Raw genomic sequence first — 23,731 nt, 5'->3', positions numbered from 1 at the left:
GCTGTTTCACTTTTGCCCTCAGGATTAAAACTTTATCATTCGTTGTTCCTTAATCGATTCTACAGCTCTACACACGACTTCCCAGCTTCGGAGATTATCACCTATGTGGGTTAACGGCTTACGACCCTCCCGGATCGACTCCATCATATGGAACAATGAATACTTTAGTCCTGTATATGCCATGCTTGGAAGCGGAATATCCTCTCTAGAACCGTCCAATCTCACAATGCAAGGTGAGTCATTGTATACCTCGATTGCTCCGTCATTGCCAACCAACCGAAAATTGCCGATCCAAGGGGTATCCGTCCCCCGATTGACAAAGCTGCTGTAGTAGTGGACATGCACACCCGATTCAAAACCAAGAATTACTGAAACGCTTCCATTGCTATCCAGCCAACTCCAAGAAGGATTATGGCTTTGTGCATAAACGGAGACTGTATTACTGTTCAATATATACCTCATTAGATCGAAATGATGGACGCACATTTCTTTTAGAAACATTTCTTCCAATTCTTTGCGCCATGATACAAAGGAGCTCGTAGATGTATGATTGCGTGCAAAGCTCCATTCAATGGCTTCTATAGGACCGACGACGTTGGCCTCCATCGCATTTTTCACTGCCAAAACGGCAGGATTCCAACGGTAATTTTGGCTGATCATCACATAGTGGTCGCTTTGTGCGGCCAGTGCTGCCATCTCTACAGATTCATCCCAATCCAATGAAATGGGCTTTTCCAAAATGATATGAAGACCCGCCTCCAGCATTTCCTCCATTAGCTTTTTGTGAGTACCGGGGGGAGTAATCAACAACGCGATATTTGCGTCGGTTTCCTGCAGTGCCTGCTTGTAATCGGTAAATGCCGGAACCTGCCTGCCATCCAAAAGCTCTTTTGCCTTTTCCAGATTATCCGTGCTCATATCAACAATAGCAGCGAACTCCACTTTATCCTCCATCGCTATTATCGCTTTAATCCATTCTAATCCGTGCAATCCGGTGCCTATTTGAATAACCTTTGTCTTGTTCAACCATACCCTCTCCTATATTAAATTAGTCCCGATTCTGCTTTACATTTGATTTTTGTTTCGAGAAGATCCCGCATGGCACCAGACGACGACAATAGGATCTTCCACGCTTGAAATGAGATGATGGTCCTCTCCCGGCTCAATAATGACGACATCTCCCGTCTTTACTGGGTACATGTTTTCTTTGTTGATTTCAACCTCACCTTTGCCCTGCAGAATAAGGAAAGCTTCACAATCCTCGTGCACATGATAGTCGATACCGCCTGGACCGTCGTTCGTATGAGCGCGCGCACCTGGCTTCTCGAAGGCAAGTCCGCCGTAAGAGACGTAATCCCCTGGCATAATGTCTTTCAAAATATGTCCTTCCGTAACATCGGCCAACTGCTGTAAACGATAAGTTCTCATTTGAAATCATTCCTTCTTTCTTTTATTTTGCCATCTAGTCGGGCTTTAGGCTGACAACACAGCCTAAGCCCGAATGAGTTGCAGTTACTTCTTGAACAATTCGTCGTATTTTTGTTGGGCTTCCTTCATCACTTGATCTCCGCCCATTGCCTTCCATTCTGTAACGAACCCATCAAACTCGCTGATCGGCCGTTTCCCGGTAATGAAGTCAATGAAGGCTTTGACAGCAAATTGATCGAGACGATCTTTATACTCGTTATACAGAGGTCTAGATACGGGCTCCAGAATATCATATTTTCCTTTGCCGATATGCTCGACTTTTTTCCTCAAATTCATATATTTCGCATCGGTCATGAATGGAGTCTGGAATTCATAATCATTAAAGCTGCCCATAAACGGATATTGCGGTCCGATTCCAAACTTGATTCGTTCGCTTTCTTGGTCATAAGGCGGAATAAATTGATAGTCGCCCTCTGAAGTAATGTTATACGTTGTTCCATCCTCACCATAAATGACCGAGGCACGAACATCCTTGTTAAAGTTGTAGGCATCCATAACTTCAAGGTACTTTTTCAGTTTCTCTTGATCTTTTTCCAAGCTTTTGGCGAACTGTTGACCAGAATTGCCTACCGGATTTCTCTGTATTGCTCCGTAATCTCCATTGGGACCTTTTGGTCCGGCAAAAAGCGCCCAATCTACGTCAGGAATTTTCTCAAAGTATTTGCCTCCGGAGAACGCCCTTGCGGGGAGGAAGTTCCACCAGTTACTTTCAACGACGCCAAATTTCTCGGAAATGATTTTATCTTCTATGTTCGTTTTTTTGTTAATGGCAAACTCAATATCGATAAGGTCCTGTTTATACCATTTATTTAGTACGGTCAGAGCATCTTTGGCTCCAGGCTGAATCTCTCCTTTGACAATTTCTCCGTTTTCTTCAGTGAACGCTCCAGGATACACGCCGAAAGCGGCGAAGATCGAAGTGAACATATCCGAGAATGGCACCACCCCAGGCTGCAGCTCGGCTTTTGCGACCATGCCGTAAGTATCTTTCTTTCCGTTCTTATCGGGGTCATCGTTTCTAAATTTGAATAACGCTTCTTCCAGCTCGCCGAGAGAATCCGGCACTTTGGTGATCCCTACATTTTTTAACCAGTCGTTTCGGATGCCAACTACCGTGCCATCGCTGCCGAGTGTCCAAATAATCGGTAAAGAGTAAATTTTACCGTCTCGGCGTTGATAGATGAACGGGTCTTCTTGATCCGAATTTTTGACCAGCCAGTTATAATAATTAGGAGCGTTCTGCTTGATGAAATCCTCTGAAAGCTCGGCCGGAATACCCTGTGCGACAAATTTATCGTATTCGGGCATTTTCAAATCCACCCAATAATCGGGCATCTTTCCCGAAGCGATGTCCAAAAGCAGCTGCTGCTGATACGTTTCCCCCTTTTCCGGCTGAAAGGTAATGTCTACGTTAAACTTGTCCTCCATTGCTTTAACTGCGTAAGGCTGATCCGTCATTTTGGCGCCGTCCCAGGTTAGGAATGTCAGCTTAAGCCGTTCTTCCTTACTAGAAACACTAGACGCCGTCGTCTCCTCTCCTTTGGAGCTTTGATTGTCCTGACCGGCGCATGAGGTTAGGATCACAAGTGCAACTGCTATAATACCGCCTGCCCATGCTTTCTTCTTCAATTGAATCACACCCCTTTTATTATTTATTGGTAACGGCTCTACTTCTTCTACAACGGATTAGCCTTTAACAGCACCCAGCATAATACCCCGAACGAAAAATTTTTGCACGAACGGATAAATGACCAGCATAGGCAATATCGACAAGATCACGATAGTCGCATACAGCTCTCTGCCCAAATGCTTCGTCGTATCCGTCCTGTTGATTAATGCCTGCATCGAGTCAAGGTTGTTCTCGATCACGATTTTACGAAGCACGATTTGCAGCACATCCTTTCCAGGATCCTTAATATAGATCATTGCGTCAAACCATGCATTCCAATGGTAAACCGCCACCCATAACGCAATCGTTGCCAAAACAGGCTTCGATAAGGGGATTGTGATCCTGCAAAAAATCGTAAAATAACCCGCGCCATCCATCTTTGCTGACTCTTCCAGACTTTCCGGCAGCGACCGAAAAAAATTCCTCATGATGAGAACGTTGTACGTACCGACAAGTGACGGCAGCACCAGCGCCCATATCATATCCAACAGACCTAAATTTTTGATTAGTAGAAATGTAGGAATTAATCCACCGCTAAAGACCATGGTAAACAAGATGAACAACGTAATCGTTCTGTTAAGCGGTAAATCCAACTTGGAAAGAGGATAAGCCAGCATCGAAGTAAACGTGAGGCTTAAGGTAACTCCCAACACTGTCCGCACCAGCGTATTCCCATATCCGACCCACAAGCCTGTGAATTCCAAAGCAAGCTTATAAGCGGCTAAAGAAAAATTCCGAGGAACCAACATCAGTCCCGATGAATAAGCTCCCTTGCCCGAAGATAAGGAGATAACTAGCTGATTCCAAAACGGCAGCAAAGTAATGAATAGAATCCCTGTTACGAGCATATACAGCAGGACATCAAACCCTTTTTCACTTTTCGTCTTCTTCATATAGCCCTCCGCAAGATGCCGGTTCTACCATAATGAATGCTCCTTTCCACCTGCAGTCTTGATGATCCAGTTAACTGTTACAATCATGACTAAGGCAATGACCGATTTGAATAAACCTACCGCCGTTGCATAGCCATACTCCATCTCTATCATGCCTTTTCTGTACACATACGTATCAATAATGTCAGATACCTGATATACGTTAACACTATACATATTAAAAATTTGATCGAATCCGGCATCTAGAATTCCCGCCATCGACAAAATTAACAGGATGGCCATTACTGGAACGAGCATAGGGATCGTAATGTTAATGACCCTTTGAAATCTACTTGCCCCATCGATAATAGCCGCTTCATATATTTCACCGTTAATGCCAGATATGGCGGCGAAATAAACGATCGCTCCCCAACCGAAGCTTTTATAAATGTCCGTCAATACGAGAATAAGTCGGAAATACTTTTCATTTCCCATAAATAAGACAGGGTCCATCCCTAACAGCTTGACAATGGAATTGACTAAGCCGTCGATTGATAGGACGCTCATGAAAATGCCCGCCATCACTACCCACGAAATAAAATGTGGCAAATAAGATATCGTTTGTGCTATTTTTTTGAACTTTTCACTGGCTACTTCATTTAACAGCAGGGCAAACATGATCGGAACTGGGAAGCCGAATATTAATTTGTACAAGCTGATGATAATCGTATTTTTCAGCACCTGTAAAAAAACGGGATCTGAAAACGCATACATAAAATTGTACATTCCAATCCAAGGGCTGTTCCAAATTCCCTTCATAAGCTGAAAATCCTTAAAGGCTAATACGGCACCATACATCGGAACATAATGGAAAACAATGTAGTACGCTATTGCGGGCAGCATCATCACATATAGTACTTTATACTTCTTGAACCCCCTCATACTGTTTTCCAGATCATTCACCTCCTTGTATTTATTATAGGAGTTTCCATTCTCACCGACTATTTCGGATTCTTTTGATATACTTCAATAAATTTTGAGCTTTTCCCGATCGAAAACAAAAAACACGAATCCCACTATGACGTCCCGGGTATACGTGTTTTCATACAGTCATGTTCGTTTCACATACCCTACAATGGCTCCGCTCCTTTCGGAAAGCGAACGGCCATAACAGTTCCTTTCCCCAGACCGCTTTCAATAGTTATCCCATACTCCTCACCGAAAAATAATTTCAATCGGTCATTTACATTTTTCAGCCCGTAGCCTTGGGATTCCCGTGACAACACTTCACGGGCTTTCTCCTCCGTCATGCCTACTCCGTTATCCGCTACAGTGAACTCAATATACCCGTTACCACTTCGTCCTATTACAGTGATCTTTCCCCTCCCATCCGTTTTGCTGCTGAACCCATGCTGGATACAATTTTCTACTATGGGCTGCAAAATCAAATTAATAGTCACATAACGAAATATGTCTTCATCAAAGTCGTAATTAACATCGAAGCTGCTTTCTCTCAAAATCAGCATGATCTCCATATAGGATTTCATATTGATGACTTCTTCACATATGGGAATGGTATTATCCCCTTTGTTCAATGCCGTTCGATAAAACTTAGAGAGTGAGGTAACGATTTTGCYGATCTCATCCTGTCCAGACTGAACGGACTTCCACTTAATCGCAGACAGCGTATTATAAAGAAAGTGAGGATTTATCTGGGATTGAAGAGCCTTAAATTCCGCTTTCTGTTGATCGATCTTATTCTGATAACCGACCTGAATCAGCTCGTTAATTTTTTGCAACATTTGACCGAATCGGTTGGTCAGCATTCCGAATTCGTCGCTCGAATTGGAAGAGACAACGACATCCAAATTCCCGTTCTCGATCAGTTCCATTTTACTGATCAACCGTTTGATCGGTCTGGTTAACCTGTTGGAAAACATCCAAATCATCAGTAAGAGGATTGCAAAACATACGAGCACGATAAAGACTGTAGCTTTAATGATGCTCGTTGCATTGATAGATACCTCATTAAGAGGAATATAATACGATAATGACCAGTTCGTATGCTCAATATGCTCTTCGATAATGAAGTAATGTTTTCCGATCTTAGCGGAATTGCCCAAAGCACCCAGATGTGGGCGTAGTTTTAGGTAGGCAGAATTGCTGTAAACGACTTTGGAATTCTTATCTGTTACGACGATGCCGAAATTGTTCATTTCTTCGCCCTGCAAACCTTTGAACATTTTGCTATAAGTAAGATTCATAGAGACGGTGCTCGAATCCCGGAGTTGGAAAATATCCGGTATTTTCCTGGCTACAATCAAGTTTCCATCTTCCCAATACCATTCCGTATTGACGTTGGTCGAAGCACTCTGGTACCAACTCGTTTCCGCGACACGGCTGCTGTTTTGAATGAAGTCGCCGTATTCCGGCAGTTTATTTTGCGTGTAGACGGTAAGCTGTATAATTTCCTTGTTCAATCCCTTAATCGTACTGAACGTAGGATCCAGGTAGCTTCTTAAATCATTAGATAAATTGGATACGTCCGTATAATCGTTATTAAATATTTTGAGGATGCCAGTATTGTACACAATGGAATCCATAATCCGGTTATATTGATCCGCCTTATAGTCCATATTGTCAGAAATCGTTTGAATCGTCTCTCGTATTCCCTGTAAGACCTGCTCCTGGAGCAATAACTTGGACTGATAATAAGAATACCAGCCCAATATTACAATTGGGATCACGATTAGTAATATATAAGATAATAATAGCTTTTGCCTAATAGAAGTGAATTGAAAGGCATGAATCCGGTGGGCCCGCTTCATTCAACTCTCTCCCTATACTTTGCTGGGGTAAGACCGTAATAGTTCTTGAATAGGGTGTAGAAGTAAGGCAAATTGGAGAACCCCACTTCCTTGCTGATGTCGACGATCTTCATATTCGTATTCCTCAAGTAATCGCTTGCTTTCTTAAGCCTTATGCTTGTAATATATTTGACCATATTTTCACCTGTTTCTTTCTTAAACAGATGACTTAAATAACTTGGGGATAAATGAACACCGGAAGCGATCGTATCCAAGCTAATATCCTGATTGTACTGTTTGGCGATAAGGTCTACGACTTCCTTAATCACTTTACGATTCTGGTCGATATTGTCGCTAGTCGTATTGGTATCTTCATTATCTAGCAAAGCGTAAAGAATCTTCTTKATATCGGCGGGCGTCCGAATTAAATACACGTCTCGAATGACACTTTGAAATTTATGAGCGTGTATGGGGTAGATTAAGCAAATTTCTTTTATAATCTCCACGCACAGATGCTTGACGTAAATGCTRGAGAAATGATTGCTTTCCTGAAGTTCGTCAAAGAACAAGGAGATTCGCCGCTTCCCTTCTTTGAGATTCTGAAATCGGATCAAGCCCTTTATATCTTCCAGATCCCGGTTCAAGATGGAGGAAGAATGCTCTTCCTTATCATAGAACTGATCCACAAATAATAAACTCCCTTCTTCATGACCGAAGAGGTGGTAATCAAGCATCGTTTCCATATCCGCATATATATCATGAAGATCCTCGATTTTGTTCACCGATCTGCCGAATACGATCCACGCGGCAGTCAGGTCTTTACTAGTAAAAAACTGCTGCATTCGGTTACCAATCTCCAGCAATTCGGAATATGTGAGCATATGGTTTGATTTTAACAAGATCACACTTTGATATTCGTTCAGATTGACAAAGTCATACGGAGTTTGAATCATGATGCGTAAATCATTCTCCAACCGATATGCCATTGAATCAAATATTTTGAAGTTCATTTGGATCAATATCAATTGGAAACAGTTATATTGGTAATCGAAATCGGATTGCTGCATCCTTGTCATCATCGCCACGTCGGCGCTTGCCCCCTGGATGAGGTCCAGCATTATTTTTTCCTTCTCGTATTTGATGCTTCGATTATAACCCGCCAACAGTTTCTCTCTTTTTTCGTTCTCCATTCTTCCTGCTTCGCACGAGCTGAACACTTTTCGAATGACGTCGATAAATTCTTCGATGTCGACAGGTTTTAATATATAATGCTCTACGCCAAGCTCAATGGCTTTCTTCGCATATTCGAATTCGCCATATGCGCTGGAAATGACGATTTTCAACGATTCGTTATGCTTTCTAAGCGATTTCACCAAATCGATTCCATCCATGATCGGCATTCTAATATCTGTTATCAGAACATCTACTTCATGATGAAGAAGATAATCAAGCGCCTCTTTGCTATTTTGCGCCTCGGCAACGCTTACATTAAAGTTGTAGTTGGAGAGCAAATATTTGATCCCGTCACGTTCAAATTTTTCGTCGTCCACGATCAACACGTTAAACATTGGAATCCTCCTTCGTAAAATGGAGAAGAACAAGTCATTCTTATACATAAAAAGCCACGTTCTACGACGTGGCTTTCGCTTTCTTTGAATACCTAATCGTATTTTTTATAAATGTAATTATCTCTTCGCCTTATAAAACTCAGCTACTGCCGCTCAAAATACCCGGTTCGACCAGCCCTTTAGCTTGGCGATCGCCTCAACGTAGTAATAGTCCCCATAGATGAGGGATACATTGATATTTTGACCAGCAGGCTTGTTGCCCGTTCCTTCCCGCAGCAAGCCTTGGCAGCCCGGCTCATCCAGTGTCGCATAATTTTCCGTCAACGACTTTAAGATACGCTCAGCCGCTTGGCGATAGATCCTTCCTTCCTCCTTTTGCAGAAGCGCAGCAATCTCGATCAGGCCAGAAGCCGCACAGCTTGCAGCAGAGGTGTCTCTTGGCTCGTTTTGCGAATTCGGTGTCCGAAAATCCCAATGCGGGACATGATCCTCAGGCAGGCAGCTTAAAAAATAATGCGCCACCCGCTGAGCAGCGCGGAGGTAACGAATGTCGCCCGTATATCTATACGTATTGGCCATGCCATACAGCGCCCACGCCTGGCCTCTACTCCAAGATGAGAAAGGAGCGTAGCCTTGTCCGCCCAAATATTCGTTCACTTCTCCAGACTCTGGATCAAAAGCGACGATATGATGGACGGAGCCGTCCTCTCGGATAAAATGCTTTATTACGGTGTCTGCATGCGCACAGGCGATCTGTCGGAACCGCGGGTCTTTGCTTTCCTCGGATGCCCAGAAGAGCAAGGAAAGATTCATCATAGAATCGATAATCGCCCAGCCCGTCTTATCCTGATTCCAAGCGCGGAGGAAACGTCCGTTCAAATTAAACCGGCCAGTGAGGAAATTCGCCGCGGCGAGCGCTCTTCGGCGCGCATCCGTATCTCCCGTCAGATTAAACTTGGTTACCGAGGTCGGCAGAAATTGAAAACCGACATCATGATGAAGATTGCTTTCCGTTACAAAACATTGCTCCATACGAGCGTCCCATGTCCACGCCGCATGACGGTATCCGTCTTTGCCGGTCATATTGTGCAAAATCCACAGCATTCCCGGCCAGAAGCCGGAAGTCCACCAGTCAATTCGCATATCGTCGTACTCATTCGCAGCCGCGACATGAGGAGATTGATCACCAATTTCACTCATCATCCGCTCTGTCTTTCTCTGAATTTTTTCCCACCACGAAATCAACTGCGCTTCTTCTAAAATAAGAAGATCGGTCATATCATTATCCTCCTTTATTGATCTATTCGACTAATCTAATTACTCGGTATGTCTTGCCTTGTTCCAGTCTGAAGCTTGCGATATCGTCGTTAGCACTCTCTATTAAACGTCTATCACCGTCAAAAATAACGATAGTAGCAGCGCCGTACCTCAGGCAGCAGTCGCCGTTCTTCATTGCCGTAATATGTGCTTCTTTCAGCAATCCGTCCTCCCATTCGAGATCGACGGTCAGCGCCCCCCTTGCGCGCAGCCCTTTCACCTTCCCGCTGCTCCAAGGAGTCGGCAGAGCCGGCAGCAATGACAGCTCTCCTGCATGTGACTGCAGCAGCAGCTCGGCGATGCCGGCAGCGCCGCCGAAATTGCCGTCGATTTGAAACGGCGGATGCGCGTCGAATAGATTGGGATAGGTCGAGCTCGTCAATAGCTGCCGAAGATGAGAATAGGCTTCGTCGCCGTCCTCAAGCCGCGCCCAAAAATTGACGATCCAAGCCCGGCTCCATCCGGTGTGGCCTCCCCCATGCGCCAATCGGCGCTCGATCGTCCGTCTAGCTGCCTCTGCAAGCATCGGCGTCTGTCGTACATGAATCTGTTCGCCGGGATGCAGCGCGAACAGCTGCGAAATATGCCGATGCCCGATATCTACTTCGTCCCAGTCCTCCAGCCATTCCATAATTTGTCCATGCTTGCCGATCTCCGGCTGAGGCAGCTTGGCAAGCGCCTCCTCCAGCTCTTGGCGAAGCTCATCCTCCACGTCTAATATTCGCAGCGCCTCTATAAAGGAGCTCCACAGCGCATGAACAATTTGGCTGTCCATCGATGGCCCCATACAAAGTGTGCCTGTTTCGCCATTTGGTCTCCGAAAACGGTTTTCCGGCGAGAGCGACGGCCCTGTGACCAGCCGCCCAGAATCATCCTCTGTCATGTAACTGAGAAAAAATAGAGACGCTTCCTTCATTAAGGGGTAGGCGCGCTGCTTCAGAAACTCCTCATCGAGGCCATACCTGTAATGCTCCCATAAATGGAGAGATAACCACGCTGCTCCCATCGGCCAGATAGAGGACGAGACAAGTATGCCTTCGACATGGGTATCGCCCCACAAATTCGTGTTGTGATGAGCGACAAATCCTGGGCAGCCATACGTTTCTTGAGCGGTAATTCTGCCTGCAGTGAGCATGCTATCCGCGAGGTCGAACAACGGTGCATGGCACTCCGGAAGGCCTCCAGCCTCCGCCGGCCAATAGTTCATTTGCGTATTAATATTAATCGTATATTTTGACTCCCACGGCGGCGTGAAGCTTGCGTTCCAAATTCCTTGCAGATTGGCCGCAAGCGTACCCGGCCGCGAACAGGATAGAAGGAGATAGCGGCCAAATTGATAATACAAAGCGAACAGCCCCGCGTCATGCGCACCCTCTGCAAGTCTCCGCAAGCGAACATCGGTAGCCAGCTTTTCAGCTTGCTCCGCTTCTGCCATCGCGTCATTCCCTGAACCGCGCAGCTCCAGCTCTACCCTTCGGTAATACGACGAGTAATCGCCCACATGTCGTTCGCGCAGCTCCTCATAAGACATAAGACTCGCGGCATGCAGCTGATCAAGGCAAACCTGCCGCGGATCGTCATGCCGGAATGAGGTATTAGCCGCAAGCAGCAGCGTGACCGCATCTGCTCCTTCAATCGAGAGGAAATCTCCGATAATGTGTACAATTCCACCCTCTGCTGACGCGTGTACTGCCGCGGCATAATGGACGCCGCCTGGTCCGCATTGCCCACCCATCAGAATCGTCTTCTCGTCTGCCGCCTTCGTGCCTTCATCAAACGGACGGCGCATGAGATTGACCCCAACCGTTAACGCGCCGGGCACATTAGCTTTTAATCTAATCACCAATACTTGATCAGCCGCGCTGCTAAAGTACTCTCTCTCGTACAAGGTCTGTTCTCGTTCATATCGGACGCGGGTTATCGCCTCTTCCAGATCAAGCTCCCGCTCGTACCCGTCTACGGCGCCTTCATGACCTTGCATCCAAAGCAGCATTTCGCCGAGAGGCTGATAAGGATGAAGATATTTCGGATTCGACATCAGTGCCATTCGCGCCAAATGCTCGGCTTCGCTTTGCTTGCCTTGCTGAAGCATTTCCCGGATTTCCGGAAGCTTTGCACGCGCTTCCGTATTATTTCCACGAATCGAACCGCCGTACCAAAGTGAATCCTCGTTAAGCTGCACGGTCTCCTTGCCGATGCCGCCAAAAACCATGCCGCCAACTCGGCCGTTGCCGATAGGCAGCGCCTCTTCCCATCTGCTTGCGGGCGCTTCGTACCACAGTCGCTTCTTCATCTTCTCTATCTCCTTCCATCAGACCTCTGTCTGCTCATCATGAAGTCCCAGTCCCATTGTCGCAAAATGCCATTTCACACTAGAATAAGAAGCCGGAAGATCTTCTTCGCCTGATAGCTTGCCTTGAAAGCCACCATTATCCGTCTTCGTCACATCCGCCTTATACCATCCGCATGCTCCCCTTTCATGCTCCAAGGTTAACCCATCGTCATCATAAAACATGCACGCCCCTGCTTCAGAACCGAAGTGCACCAGCTCAAGCGGAACCTGCTCTCCGGGACGCAGCGCATGCGGCTGCGCTGGCATCATCGGAATGACCGCGCCGTTGCGCACGAATACCGGTATCGTCTCCAGCCCAGGGCGAACTTGAATGACGCCGCCCCCTTCATACCGCTCTCCCGTCTCCAATCCGATCCATGAGCCGGATGGCAGGAGCACCTCGCGTTCGAGCTCACCTTCAACGAGAGGAGCGACGAGCAGCGAATCCCCGATCATATATTGATCGTCCCATTGCAGTATCATGTGCTTTCCGTACGCTCCATCGGTCGTATTCAGCTTCTCCGCCTCTACCCTTTGCTGCTCGGCGCGGGCAATCTCCTCAGGCGTAACGACAAAAGGCATCGCTCGAAAAGGCGGAGTACCTTTTTCACGGTAGCTAGCGAATGCCGTATATAGATAAGGCTGCAAACGCATCCGCAGCTTGATGTAGCGGCGAATGATCGGTTCAACTTCAGGATAAGACCAAGGCTTTGTCCCGTCGCCCCAAGCGTTCAGCATAGCAAGCGGAGAGAAGCAGACGGTCTGCATTCTTCTGACCCAGTCCTCGGCGCTGCGTGCGCGGCGTACCTCTGGCGACCACAGCAGACCGCTGAAGGAGGAGTTGCAAAGCGCTCTAATGAACTGCTTGTGGTCATATAAATCCGAATAAAGCACATAGGGAAGCGATGATGCTGCCGCGTTGGATGCGCGGACTAGACCATAAGTTCTCTGGTTGTCCGCGCGGTACAGGTCATTTGTCATTTTCTGAAACATCAAGCCGTACATCTGTCTCATCTGCTCGCCGTCAAGCCCGGATGGGAAGCTTGCATGCTCTGGAAACATCCACGAATTGTTCGTCAGCTCGCTGCCATCGCATTCATCCAGCTTGTAGCCCGATATGCCGATCGCGACATGCTTTTCCTTATGCTGCTGTGCATACAATTCGCGTGCTTGCGGCAGCGCGTAATCAGGGGCAAGTCCTCCCCACACCGAATAATCGCCGGAAAGCGGCTTAAGGACAGGGTAAAGCTCGCTCTCTGGCGACACATACGGATGCTCCCACAAGTTGACGCGGAAGCCATGATCTGCGAGCTCGCGCACAAAACGTTCTGGAGCCGGGAAGCGCTCCTCATCCCATTCATACGTTACCGGATAGCTGCGGCTGTGCCAGCCAGGCTCCAGCCCAATGACGTCGCAAGGATAATCCCGGCGCCGGAGTTCCATCGCTTCCGCAAGCGCCTCTTCCCCGCTGAATAACGTTGGCACGCGATGCCAGAAGCCCAGTCCCCACTTCGGCGGCAGAGCGCCGCCGCCACAAAACAGGTTATAGCGGCTTACAGCATCGCTAAGGGTTGGTCCGCCAAAAACGTATACGTCTGCTCCTTCCTCCGGCAGCCGGATCTCCGTCCGCGCCGAAGGCAGCGTTGCCCGCCAGCTTTTATCGCGATTGCGGTCCTTCACGTCCTCCTCACTCGTCTCATCAAGACGAACAGCCGAACCGAGAAACATCGTAACCGCCCGTGCTGTATCGATCAGAACGCCATAGCCGCGGTCGCTTACATAAAATGGAACCGGCGCGTGAGTTTCACCCGTATCCTGCTTCGGATCGCTGTTCACGCGAAGATAGCGGGTCCGTCCTCGCTGATTCATTCGCATAAACTGCAAGCCTGTTCCATACAACTTTTCGTGGTCAGCAAGCGGAAGCGTGAGCATCCGTTGTCCGCTTACGGACTCCTCCACTCGAACATGCTTCCATTCGAAAGGCGAATTAGCGTGTTCCATTTGCCCAAGCGCTATGACCTTCGGATCGGCGCCGATCAAGGATAAAGGAGTAAGGGCCTGCGGATTTCCTACTCTAGTGCGCCAAACTCCCGGTGCAGCTTCCGTCCATGTCAGCAACGTCATCGTGTGATCCTCCTAAGGTCCGGCAAATCAATTTGCATCCTGTTGCCCGATTCACCAGCTAGGTTTGCATAGTGAACAAACGCTTGTGTCAATAAATAATCCTTGCCGCTAGATTCCGCTTCGCATCCTGTTTCAAGCGAAGTTAAAAATTCAGTTAAAATATCCGTCTCGCCCACATCCGAGAAGTCCGAAATAACGGTTACTCCTTCCCCCTTATAAATCCGAATTTCCTTGCCGGTCAACTCCAGCGCGCCAGTTGTCCCTTCGATTTGCCAATCGCCGCCCCAAAACGTCTCCTGGCCTCTCGATGCAATCGTTGCTGCATAACTTGCGATTATGCCGCCTTCCATCTCAATGATCGCATTTGCATTAATAAGCGCTCCTTCCTCTTGCCAGCAGCCAATCGGATTATATATTTTCGACTGAATGGCTTTTCCCTCTAGGCCGGTCAAATAACGCAGCATATCGAAGTGATGTACGCCGATATCGTCCAGAATACGGACCGCATACTTGCGGCTCACCTGATGATAACGGCGAAATTGAATGTCGATCGTCGAGATGGCGCCGATGACCCCTTCATCCAGCAGCTTCTTCATTTTGCGCACATAAGGAAATCGGCGGTAGTTTTCGGCAATCATGAACGGAATATTTTCCTTCTCTGCTCTGGCTACGATTTCTACCGATTCGGAGTAATCGAATGCGATTGGCTTCTCGCATAGGACGGGCAGCCCCTTGTCGAATGCAGCATAGTTCACCCGCGTATGTGCGGCAGGTGAAGTCACATTGACGAGGAAATCGACCTTCTCAAGAGCGAGTGCCTCCTCAAGAGACGTATAGAAAGGGTATGACGCACCTTCCAGCTTAGCTTTCATGGCCGGGTCCGTTTCAACGACAGCTGCAAGCAGCCCTCTGTCTCTCAATCTTTTGTACCAGCTGAAGCCTGCGCTGCCGAGACCAACTAATAGTGCCTTCATCGCTCATTCTCCTTCCGATTCCGCTAGCGGAATGACCATATTCCATGTATTTGATGCCTCACGGAAGCCGCCCGGCCCATCCGCAGTTGCTGTAAACAAATGCGTCGGTCTCCCGTTCTGAAACAACAAGAACGGACGCTCCTGGCTTCCCATCGTCTGAACCGTTCCGTCATCCCAGCGGACGGTGCGCGAATAAGCTTTTGGCCGCTCGCACAGCTCCCAATGAATGCCTTCCTTGGAGAAGGCTTGAATGCCGCCGTGTTTTTCTCCCCCCAACGTGCCGTCCATATCCTTGGCAATTAGCGAAAACCCGCTCTCCGTTCGCCAGATGAACGGATCCTCGATATGGAATTGCTCCGGCGGAAATACCGGATTCTCCGACATCACCTTGTAAGGCCCGCTCCAATGCTCCGCCTTGGCGGCTCCAATTGTCATTTGGCCGAATTCATTTCCTTCATAACGCCGCGCCTTGTAGATGAGCAGGACTGAGCCGTCCTCCCGCACGCAAGGAGCCGGATTAGACGTCAAGTAGCTGTCGAAGCGGCCTGGACGTGTCGGCAGAAGTGGAGCGTCGCTCCTTCTCCAAGGACCAAAGACGCTGTCCGCGACAGCAAGACCGACCCTCTTATTCGAGCGGGCAACGATGCAGCGCGGATCATCCAGTCCGTATCCATCACCGGCAGCCGGCTCCGAAAGCGGATGCGTCGTGCCCATATAATAGAGAAGATAGACGCCGTTATGCTTGACGATATGCGGATTATGCGTGCTGCGCCCATCCCAATATTCCGCTCCTCGTGCCGGAAGCACAACTTCTTGGAAGGCATAGGGACCTTCTGGCGTATCTGCTACCGCCCTTACAATCTCCGATGCCACCAGCCAGCCCGGATGCATGGGCAGGCTTTTCAGCCATCTGGAGGCAAACATATGGTAGCGGCCATCCTCGCCTTGGACGACGGAGCCGCACCAGATCCAGTAGCCTTCCATTTTGAAACCGCCATTCCTTGGCGCGGGCAGCATTCTTCCGGCTAATCCACTATTTGACATGGCGCTTCATCCTTTCATCGTCTGATGTTTTTCCTTGAAGGCGTAACGCTTAGCCGCACTGCCGTACAGCCATTGCTCTGCAGTATGCAGCGCGGTATCGTGATCGATCCATCCCGATTCCACTTGCTCCCACAAAAACTCTGCGGCCAGCTTCTTTACAAGCAATATTTTTCCAAAGCTCCATTCCATGCAGCGCGCATCGGATACGATGACTGAGCTCTTGCACGCTGGCAGCGCCTCAAGTCGGTACTGCATGCTGTCTCGGTAAGTGCTTCTGCGGAAGTTGAACCACCACATTCCTCCAATATGCACATTTGGGAAGTTCCAAGCTGCCTGTACCGCATCGAGGTTATTAAGCTCCGACGCGAGCACAAGCTCGAATTGACAGCTGTATTCCTCAAATAAAGCCGATAATTTCAAAATCCGCTGCGTATCGTTTACAGGAACAGCCGTTCCACACCACGAGCGTTCTACGCCAAGGAATAACTGAACGAGTAAGCCGTTTTGCTCTGCATCGGCGCATACGGCATGCATGAGCTCCATCAAAATTTCATCGCGGCTGCTGTTATGGCTAATTGTTCGGCGGATATGAGCGCTGGCCTCGTACGCTGGCAGCGTCGTCATAACGCCGGGTAAGCCAGCCTCTCTATAACCGTCCAGCTGCTGAGCGATCTCAGTCCGCGCGGCCAGAAATTCACTCGCTGGATCAGCCGAGCGGACGATGCGATCAACCCATTGACCAATTGCCCCGTCTATTCGCGGAATAAGTACAGCATGCTCGCGCATGCCCTCGAAAGCGGCATGCTCCGGATGATTCACGACGAACCTGAGGATATTCAGACGTTCGGCTGTCTGCTGTGCCCAGTCTTTATTTGCGCTGGACCGTTTAACTGCGGCAATCGCTTCCTTAATAGAATCGGCATCCTTTATTTCAATATCGTACAGCTCCCGCATAATCGAAGTAAAAGTCCAATTCATCAGCGTGCTTCTCGTTGCCTTATATGCGTCTAGAAATGCAAGGATACGCTCTTCTTCCGAAAGTGTTTCTGCATGTGCGGGATAACCGCCCGCCTGCAGCTCCCTAAACAACCAGAAGTAATGCGCGATCTCCCAGAAATCACGCGCGCCTAGACGGTCGCCTACCAAATGGGTATGCGTATCAAATACCGGCAGCGCCATCACGCGGTTCATAAATAGTGCTTTATTTCCGTTTTCGATCGAGCTCATCCGAACATCTCCTTTTATTTGGTTTTCAAGTTGACTCTCCTTAATCGGTAAAGCCTGCTCCGGAAATCACCCTTCCATATCGGAAGCTTTAAGCCGACTCTCATCAGCTCATCGCCGCCGAACAGCTCCTCGCCGTCCTCCGGCCGATCGGCATCGTATACAAGGTAGTCGTGATTGCTGTTAAGCCCGTTCAATCTTAGTTTCTTCAGCGGAGCGTTTGGCTCGGATAACACTTGGAAATAAGCGACCAGCGCTTCGGAGCCATCCTCCAGCACGAACATCCATGCCGTATCGTTTCCTTGGAAAGGGCTGCGCAGGCGGTAAAATTCGCCGCTCTGAATAAGAAAGCGCATATCCTTGTACAAGCTGATCTGCTGCTTCACCGCCAACTTCTCCTCGTCAGTCAGCAATGCGGGATTCAGCTCATAACCGAAATTGCCGGACATGGCTGCATGGCCGCGCATCTCGAGAGGCGTCGTCCGGTGCACCTGATGGTTAGGAACGGCCGATACATGGGCGCCCATTGCGCTTATTGGATAGACGATGCTCGTGCCATATTGAATCTTGAGCCGCTCGGCAGCGTCGGTGTTGTCGCTCGTCCATGTTTGCGGCATATAGTAGAGCATGCCAGGGTCAAAGCGGCCTCCCCCGCCAGAGCAGCTCTCAAACAAAATATAGGGAAAAGCTGAGGTGAGACGCTCCAGTACCTCATATAAGCCAAGGATGCAGCGATGCGCCGTCTCGCACTGCCTCTCAGGAGGCAGCAGCGCAGAACCGACTTCCGTCATATTGCGATTCATATCCCATTTCACATAAGTAATCGGGCAGCTATGCAGAACTTCCGATATCGTGTGAACCATATAATCCCGAACATCCTGACGGGAATAGTCGAGCACCAGCTGTTGTCTCGCCTCCGTTCTACGGCGGTCAGGCACGTGCAAGCACCAGTCAGAGTGGATGCGATACAGCTCGCTGTCCGGCGATACCATTTCCGGTTCGAACCAAATACCGAACTGCATGCCGAGCTTGCGAACCCGCTCGACTAAATGAGGAAGACCTTCCGGCAGCTTGCGTTGATCGACGAACCAGTCGCCAAGCGAGCTCTTATCGTTATCCCGCTTGCCGAACCAGCCATCGTCAAGCACGAACAGTTCCACTCCAAGCTCTTTCCCTTCCTGCGCGATCTCCTCGATCTTATCCGCGTCGAAATCGAAATACGTAGCCTCCCAGTTGTTCAGAAGGACGGGACGCGACCTGTCGCGGTATGCTCCGCGGCATAAGCGTGTGCGGTACAACTTATGATAAGTCCGCGACATGCCCCCCAACCCCTTCGACGAGTAAACAAGCACCGTTTCCGGAGTCTGGAACGATTCCCCTGGCTCAAGCAGCCAGCAGAAGTCAAACGGATTAATGCCCATCACGATCCGAGTCGTATGATAGGGGTCAACCTCAGCCTGCGCCATGAAGCTGCCGCTATATACGAGGCTGAAGCCATAAGCCTCGCCCTGCTCCTCGGTTGCGTCCTTCGAAAGAAGCGCAAGGAAGGGGTTCAGGGAATGGCTGCTCGCTCCCCTCCTACTCTCGATAACTGACCCGCCTGAAGCGAGCGGACGGCGTTCAACATGACGCTCTCTCGCCCAGGTTCCGGACAGCTGAAGCATATCGAAGTCGTCATGAGGGAGGTCGATTCCCATACTAAGAGCACGGAGCAGCTTCACCTTGCGGCCGCTCTCGTTTACATAACGAACCGAACGGGCAATGACATCCAGATCAGGGAATGTCGTGTAGGTCAGAATCGCTTTCAGACCGATCTGATTGTCGCTTAGGATGATATCAAGACTTTCAGCCTCGCTCGTCTCCATTGCATAAGTAGAAGGCAGACCTTCCAGAGCGGGCTTACCGGCATAAATTCGATGTGATCGTAGACGAGCTCGCTGACTGTCGTGCCGTTCTCGAGTTGTACTTGATACGCGGGAACACGGAAATCACTGCCGCCAAAGCCTGGCAGCTCCTGAGGGAGCGTATCGAGCGAAAGAGTTAGATCACTTGAATCCGTCGACGGGGAGAAAGAGCATCTTCGCCGAGTGGCAAGAAGCTGCCCGAGGTTCATGCCACGGACTTTGCCTCCCCAGTGTACATGCGCAAGATATTTGGATTTTATTAGCTGCATAATATAACTGGTTGTGCGGCTCTGCAGATGGAAGGTCTGCGATGCCTCATCATAGACGATGGTCATAGTTCTCCTCCGATGTGGACAAGCTTATGTCCTTTATTTCCGATTATTCGTGACAATTACGCCTTCTCCGCTGTTGTAGCGTTCTGTTGCCTCCTTGATAATGTCGAGACCGCCTTTCTTTTTGTATTCATCGATGACTTTAGGCCAGTCGGAGATAGGTTCCTTGCCGTAGATCATTTTCACCATGTGCTCGATGATCAGCTTCGGACCGACGTCATCTCCGAGCGGGGATGCGTCCGGGTATTTCGAAAAAGTCTCCAATGCGGGAGAGAATCGAACCGTTCCAAGCCCTTCCTTCGACAAGACTGTATCCAAATAGTCGATCATGTCTCGTCCGTCCACCGTCTGTTCCTCCCTTGCCTTGTTGTAGACCATGTCATGCACGAACCAGAACATGCTCCGGAACCGATCCTCGTCCATCGCTTCAGGGGCGGATGGCGGCGTAAACACAATTGAGCCATCCCCCTCCCTCGTATAGGTATCGCCCTCTATGCCAAATGAAAAATAAGTCTCCGCCTCCGGCGTCAGCATCCATTCGAAAAACTTGATAATGCTGATCGCCTTTTCCCGCGGCACTTTGCTGTTGATATAATACGAAGTGTTAATGCTTGAGTAGAGCAGGTGGCCGCCGACGTTCTCCGGTCCGCGCGGTGAAGGGATGATGTCCAGCTTCGTTCCAGGCACTGCATCATACAGCTTGCCGCGCAGCTCGGGCAGAAGCTGGGCATTGGCCGACCACATGCCGGACCTGCCGCTCTCATTGTTTTTGTTGTAATCGGACGCTGTCAGTGAAGCGAAGTCTTTTGGAATCAAGCCTTCGTCATACATCGTCTTGTAAGTCTCCAGCGCTCTCGTCATGTTCTCCACGTCAAAGAACTTCGGAACGACCTCCCCATTTTGCAGTTCAAATTGCGAAGGAAGCACGTCGTAAGCCCCAAGCACTGTGTCGGCGTATTTGAAGTTCTCCCGCATTTGATAAGGAAACTCAACTCCTACTTTTTTCATCGCCCGCATGACATTCATGAATTCCTCGACCGTCTTGGGAGCTGGCAAGCCCGTTTTCTCAAGCAGGTCGGATCGAATAAACAGCGCACGGCGGGACGGATTGGACAGCCAAGCGGGTATGCCGTAGATTTTGCCGCCATAGCTCGTTTCCTGCCAAGCTTCCTTCGGCACCGACTTCATTAAATTCGGGGCATGCTCCTTCAGCAAGTCGTCCAGCGGCATGAAGATGCCAGACTCTACGGAGCCGGACATGCCTTTGGATGTAGCCCCTCCCACGTTTTGAACGACATCGGGAATGTCGTTTGAAGCAAATAACAGTGACATTTTGCTGGCAAAGTCCTTCAACGGGAGCATCCTAATATCCAGATCCGTTTTCGTCAGCTCCTCCAGCTTGAGCACCCACTTCTCACCGTTTACATCAACCGAACGTTCCGCATGCTTATTGCCGCTGGTTGCCATCGATAAGGAGAAGGACGTTTTGCTGTCCGCCTGAGCGCTGTTACTCTCGTTAGACTTGCTGTTCGTTATTTTTGCGTCCGCGCATCCAGTTGAAGCCAAAGCGATTAACGCGCTAATCATTGTCCATTTTAAGCTTCGCCTCATCCTGCTCACCTCTCCCGAATGTTTTTTACCGCTTGATTGCCAAGACGCTCCATCAGCTGTTGTTTATACAGGCTGTCGATCTTAACATGTGTTCCCTCGTGATCCCAATAGGCGTCGTCTCTAGGGCGGGGATCATACGCAGATGGCACAAGACCATAAACCTTTGGGCCAATATGGCCGATCGCATAGTTTTGCGCCGTTGGCGGCTGCTGGCTCGTCAGATCGCCTTCCGTATTCCATGTAACATAATTTGCGCCAGACCAGCCATGCCCGCTGCCGAGCCATGCCCGGTCCCGAATCGAGATCGGACCTTTCACCCTGTCAAAAAGTCCGCCGACCGACCAGCGGTGATGCGGCTCACTCGTGTTGTAATCCTTCGTGGACTCGCTGTCCAAGAAGACGTTTGGTCCCATGACGTGGCTGTCTACGACGAAGGCGTGCCGCGCCGTTTCGGTGTAGATGCGCTGAGCTAAATTCAGCTGCCCCATGAAATGAATCACGTATCGTCTGCCACCCGTCACGATACCGACCATATCGTACATGCTGCAATCCTGTACTGTAATCCATTTCGCATAGCGCCCCACTTGGACTAATGAATAGGACAAATGGCAGCCCGTCACGTTCCGCACCCAACCGTTCTTAACACCGTCAAACACGACAAAACGTTCAGCATGGTTCTCGTCAGCACAATATGGATCAGTCGTATCATTATCCATAACCGTATCTATAACGCTCAGGTCAAAATCGCTGTCCACGCGGATATGCTCGACGCCTACCTGCTTAATGCGCTCATCATCGGCATATTTATATACCTCGCCTCCGCCCCACCTGCGTTCGATAGCGCTTGAGATCGGCGCGTCGATCGTTATTACATTTCCGTCGATTGCGGTAATGACCCGATCGAAGTCTAGGTTGAAAGGAGACCACTGGGTCGCACCGCCGCCTGGACGGTTATAGATATAATCCATTCCTATCTCATGAATCCAGCGAGCATTTTTGGCACGGCGGACGATGATTTGATCTCCGACCTTGTAGGAGGAAGCATCCGTTACCCGAAAGCTAATTCCGCTTGACGGTACATACAGATCCGCGATATCCACCTTTGACGCTGTGTCGATTTTGGGACCGGACGTATTGCCGATCTCGACCAGGTTACGCTTGATCGTTCCGGTTCCGTGAATGAGCGTCCCTCCCTCCTCGTCGCCTTCTCCGCGAAGAACGATTCCGCTTGCCCGGATATAAAGCGTACCGCCTATATGGAACTTTCCACGCTTCAGCAGTAACGCTCCGCGGAATCCATTTTGATCCATTGGCATCTGCGCGATTCGGTCGATCGCCACTTGAATGCGTGACGTATCATCACCCTCACCGGGCTCGACAATCGCCTTCGCTGGAATATCAGGAAGTTTCACTCCGCCGCCCATGTAGCCGGCGCTCGAGAAATCGATAATTTTATTGCCTTTATAGTCACTGACATAAATCATTTTGTTGTTTTTGCTAAGAAAAGCGGCTCGGCTATGCCCTATAGGAATGTCCTTCTCATTCCATACTGTGAAATAGTAAGAGTCATACACCGGCTCGGCATCTTCGCGCTCGATCGTTAAGCGAAGCTCGTATCTGCCCTGTTCGCTCGCCTTGCCTGGCAGCGACAGCTTAGTCGTATCACCCTTTTTTAGAGAAGACGCTGGTATTTGGCACACAACAATCGAACCGTCCAAAATCAACACGCCTGTCACAAGTCCATTTATATTCGAATGCAAAGATAGATTGGGATAATAATCTCCCGGCTCAATCATTGCGGACTGGCCAATTTTTGCGACCATCCTGGCATGCGTAACCGACACATGATAAAATACATATTTCTCCTTAAATATTTCATTTGGATCTTTAACAACTGCCCAAAGGTCATTCGTCCTCAACGACGCACTACCTGCCTTCACTTCCGCATAGATCAGAGAGGCTCCTGCTTGCTTCGCCGATAAATAACCCTCTGAATCGATCGACACCCCATCAGTTGAAGTAAGGAACGTTTTAGCGACGCTTCTCAGATCTACTTCCTCGTCAGACTCTAATCGGCCCTTGAGCGATAAGCTCATGAAATCGCCCTTGTTCAGCCTAATTTCGGCATTCACCCCAAACTCCTTACCCTCGCCATCCACAAAATAGATTCGTTTCAAATCCGGCGTTGCGATGGGGTCCGTGACGCCGTCCTTCGCCGCTGTATCCGTCGAGGATTTATTTCCGAGCGGCAATAAATCCGCTAACAACAACAGCACCGCCAGATTCAATCTGAATTTTCTCTATCCATGCCTCATCTCCCGCCTCTCCGCAGTTTATTGAAACGCCTTCATAATACCCCTGCTGCCTTCACATTGACATGTCATTTCTTCACATCGAAATGTGTTTTCCTACGCTGCGCTCGTTTATTTTGCTTAAAAACATAGCTTACGTCCGAAACCTATCAT

16 protein-coding genes and 1 pseudogene are annotated in these 23,731 nt (G+C 49.1%); all 17 read right to left on the bottom strand.

The genetic code is table 11. From position 1 onward, the window contains the following. Window positions 1-24: 24 nt before the first annotated feature. The 17 genes and pseudogenes from AC1DLI_RS24630 to AC1DLI_RS24550 all read right to left on the bottom strand — a co-directional run bounded on the left by AC1DLI_RS24630 (window position 25) and on the right by AC1DLI_RS24550 (window position 23,554). Entirely contained in the window at window positions 25-1,026 is a 1,002-nt protein-coding gene (locus AC1DLI_RS24630) for a Gfo/Idh/MocA family protein (RefSeq protein ID WP_477607118.1), read from the bottom strand. A 39-nt stretch (window positions 1,027-1,065) separates the two neighbouring features. Continuing rightward, window positions 1,066-1,428, bottom strand: a complete 363-nt coding sequence (locus AC1DLI_RS24625) for a cupin domain-containing protein (protein WP_477607117.1) — start codon at window positions 1,426-1,428, stop codon at window positions 1,066-1,068. Between the two features lie 84 nt (window positions 1,429-1,512). Beyond that, complete coding sequence (locus AC1DLI_RS24620; RefSeq protein ID WP_477607116.1) at window positions 1,513-3,117, bottom strand: extracellular solute-binding protein; 1,605 nt, start codon at window positions 3,115-3,117, stop codon at window positions 1,513-1,515. Between the two features lie 57 nt (window positions 3,118-3,174). Beyond that, window positions 3,175-4,050, bottom strand: a complete 876-nt coding sequence (locus AC1DLI_RS24615) for a carbohydrate ABC transporter permease (protein ID WP_477607115.1) — start codon at window positions 4,048-4,050, stop codon at window positions 3,175-3,177. Window positions 4,051-4,074: 24 nt separating this feature from the next. Continuing rightward, window positions 4,075-4,848: an ABC transporter permease gene (locus tag AC1DLI_RS24610; RefSeq protein WP_477607114.1), complete on the bottom strand. Its 774-nt coding sequence runs from the start codon at window positions 4,846-4,848 to the stop codon at window positions 4,075-4,077. 311 nt (window positions 4,849-5,159) lie between these two features. Further along, window positions 5,160-6,857, bottom strand: coding sequence for a sensor histidine kinase (locus tag AC1DLI_RS24605; RefSeq protein ID WP_477607113.1), 1,698 nt, complete (start codon window positions 6,855-6,857; stop codon window positions 5,160-5,162). Beyond that, window positions 6,854-8,404, bottom strand: a complete 1,551-nt coding sequence (locus AC1DLI_RS24600) for a response regulator (RefSeq protein WP_477607112.1) — start codon at window positions 8,402-8,404, stop codon at window positions 6,854-6,856. The genes AC1DLI_RS24605 and AC1DLI_RS24600 overlap by 4 nt, the downstream gene beginning before the upstream one ends. Before the next feature lie 153 nt (window positions 8,405-8,557). Beyond that, window positions 8,558-9,682 (bottom strand): glycoside hydrolase family 88 protein, encoded by a 1,125-nt coding sequence (locus tag AC1DLI_RS24595; RefSeq protein ID WP_477607111.1) that lies wholly within the window; start codon window positions 9,680-9,682, stop codon window positions 8,558-8,560. Between the two features lie 22 nt (window positions 9,683-9,704). Further along, window positions 9,705-12,014 (bottom strand): glycoside hydrolase family 95 protein, encoded by a 2,310-nt coding sequence (locus tag AC1DLI_RS24590; RefSeq protein ID WP_477607110.1) that lies wholly within the window; start codon window positions 12,012-12,014, stop codon window positions 9,705-9,707. Window positions 12,015-12,032: 18 nt separating this feature from the next. Further along, a complete protein-coding gene (locus tag AC1DLI_RS24585) occupies window positions 12,033-14,177 on the bottom strand; it encodes a TIM-barrel domain-containing protein (protein WP_477607109.1) in 2,145 nt (714 codons plus the stop codon). Then, window positions 14,174-15,151, bottom strand: a complete 978-nt coding sequence (locus AC1DLI_RS24580) for a Gfo/Idh/MocA family protein (protein ID WP_477607108.1) — start codon at window positions 15,149-15,151, stop codon at window positions 14,174-14,176. The genes AC1DLI_RS24585 and AC1DLI_RS24580 overlap by 4 nt, the downstream gene beginning before the upstream one ends. A 3-nt stretch (window positions 15,152-15,154) precedes the next feature. Further along, window positions 15,155-16,195 (bottom strand): glycoside hydrolase family protein, encoded by a 1,041-nt coding sequence (locus AC1DLI_RS24575; protein WP_477607107.1) that lies wholly within the window; start codon window positions 16,193-16,195, stop codon window positions 15,155-15,157. A 6-nt stretch (window positions 16,196-16,201) separates the two neighbouring features. Next, window positions 16,202-17,422, bottom strand: a complete 1,221-nt coding sequence (locus AC1DLI_RS24570; RefSeq protein WP_477607106.1) for a glucuronate isomerase — start codon at window positions 17,420-17,422, stop codon at window positions 16,202-16,204. Between the two features lie 14 nt (window positions 17,423-17,436). Next, window positions 17,437-17,703 carry a GH36 C-terminal domain-containing protein gene (locus AC1DLI_RS24565; RefSeq protein ID WP_477607205.1) on the bottom strand — a complete coding sequence of 89 codons (267 nt, stop codon included), beginning with the start codon at window positions 17,701-17,703 and terminating at the stop codon, window positions 17,437-17,439. 108 nt (window positions 17,704-17,811) lie between these two features. Further along, window positions 17,812-19,532 (bottom strand): annotated as a pseudogene (locus tag AC1DLI_RS24560) (alpha-galactosidase); the annotation flags it as partial. 159 nt (window positions 19,533-19,691) lie between these two features. Beyond that, complete coding sequence (locus AC1DLI_RS24555; RefSeq protein ID WP_477607105.1) at window positions 19,692-21,266, bottom strand: extracellular solute-binding protein; 1,575 nt, start codon at window positions 21,264-21,266, stop codon at window positions 19,692-19,694. Between the two features lie 5 nt (window positions 21,267-21,271). Continuing rightward, a complete protein-coding gene (locus AC1DLI_RS24550; RefSeq protein ID WP_477607104.1) occupies window positions 21,272-23,554 on the bottom strand; it encodes a hypothetical protein in 2,283 nt (760 codons plus the stop codon). Window positions 23,555-23,731: the final 177 nt, after the last annotated feature.

The organism is Paenibacillus sp. 01T443 (assembly GCF_056398325.1).
This window is presented reverse-complemented; position numbering and strand designations above follow the sequence as displayed.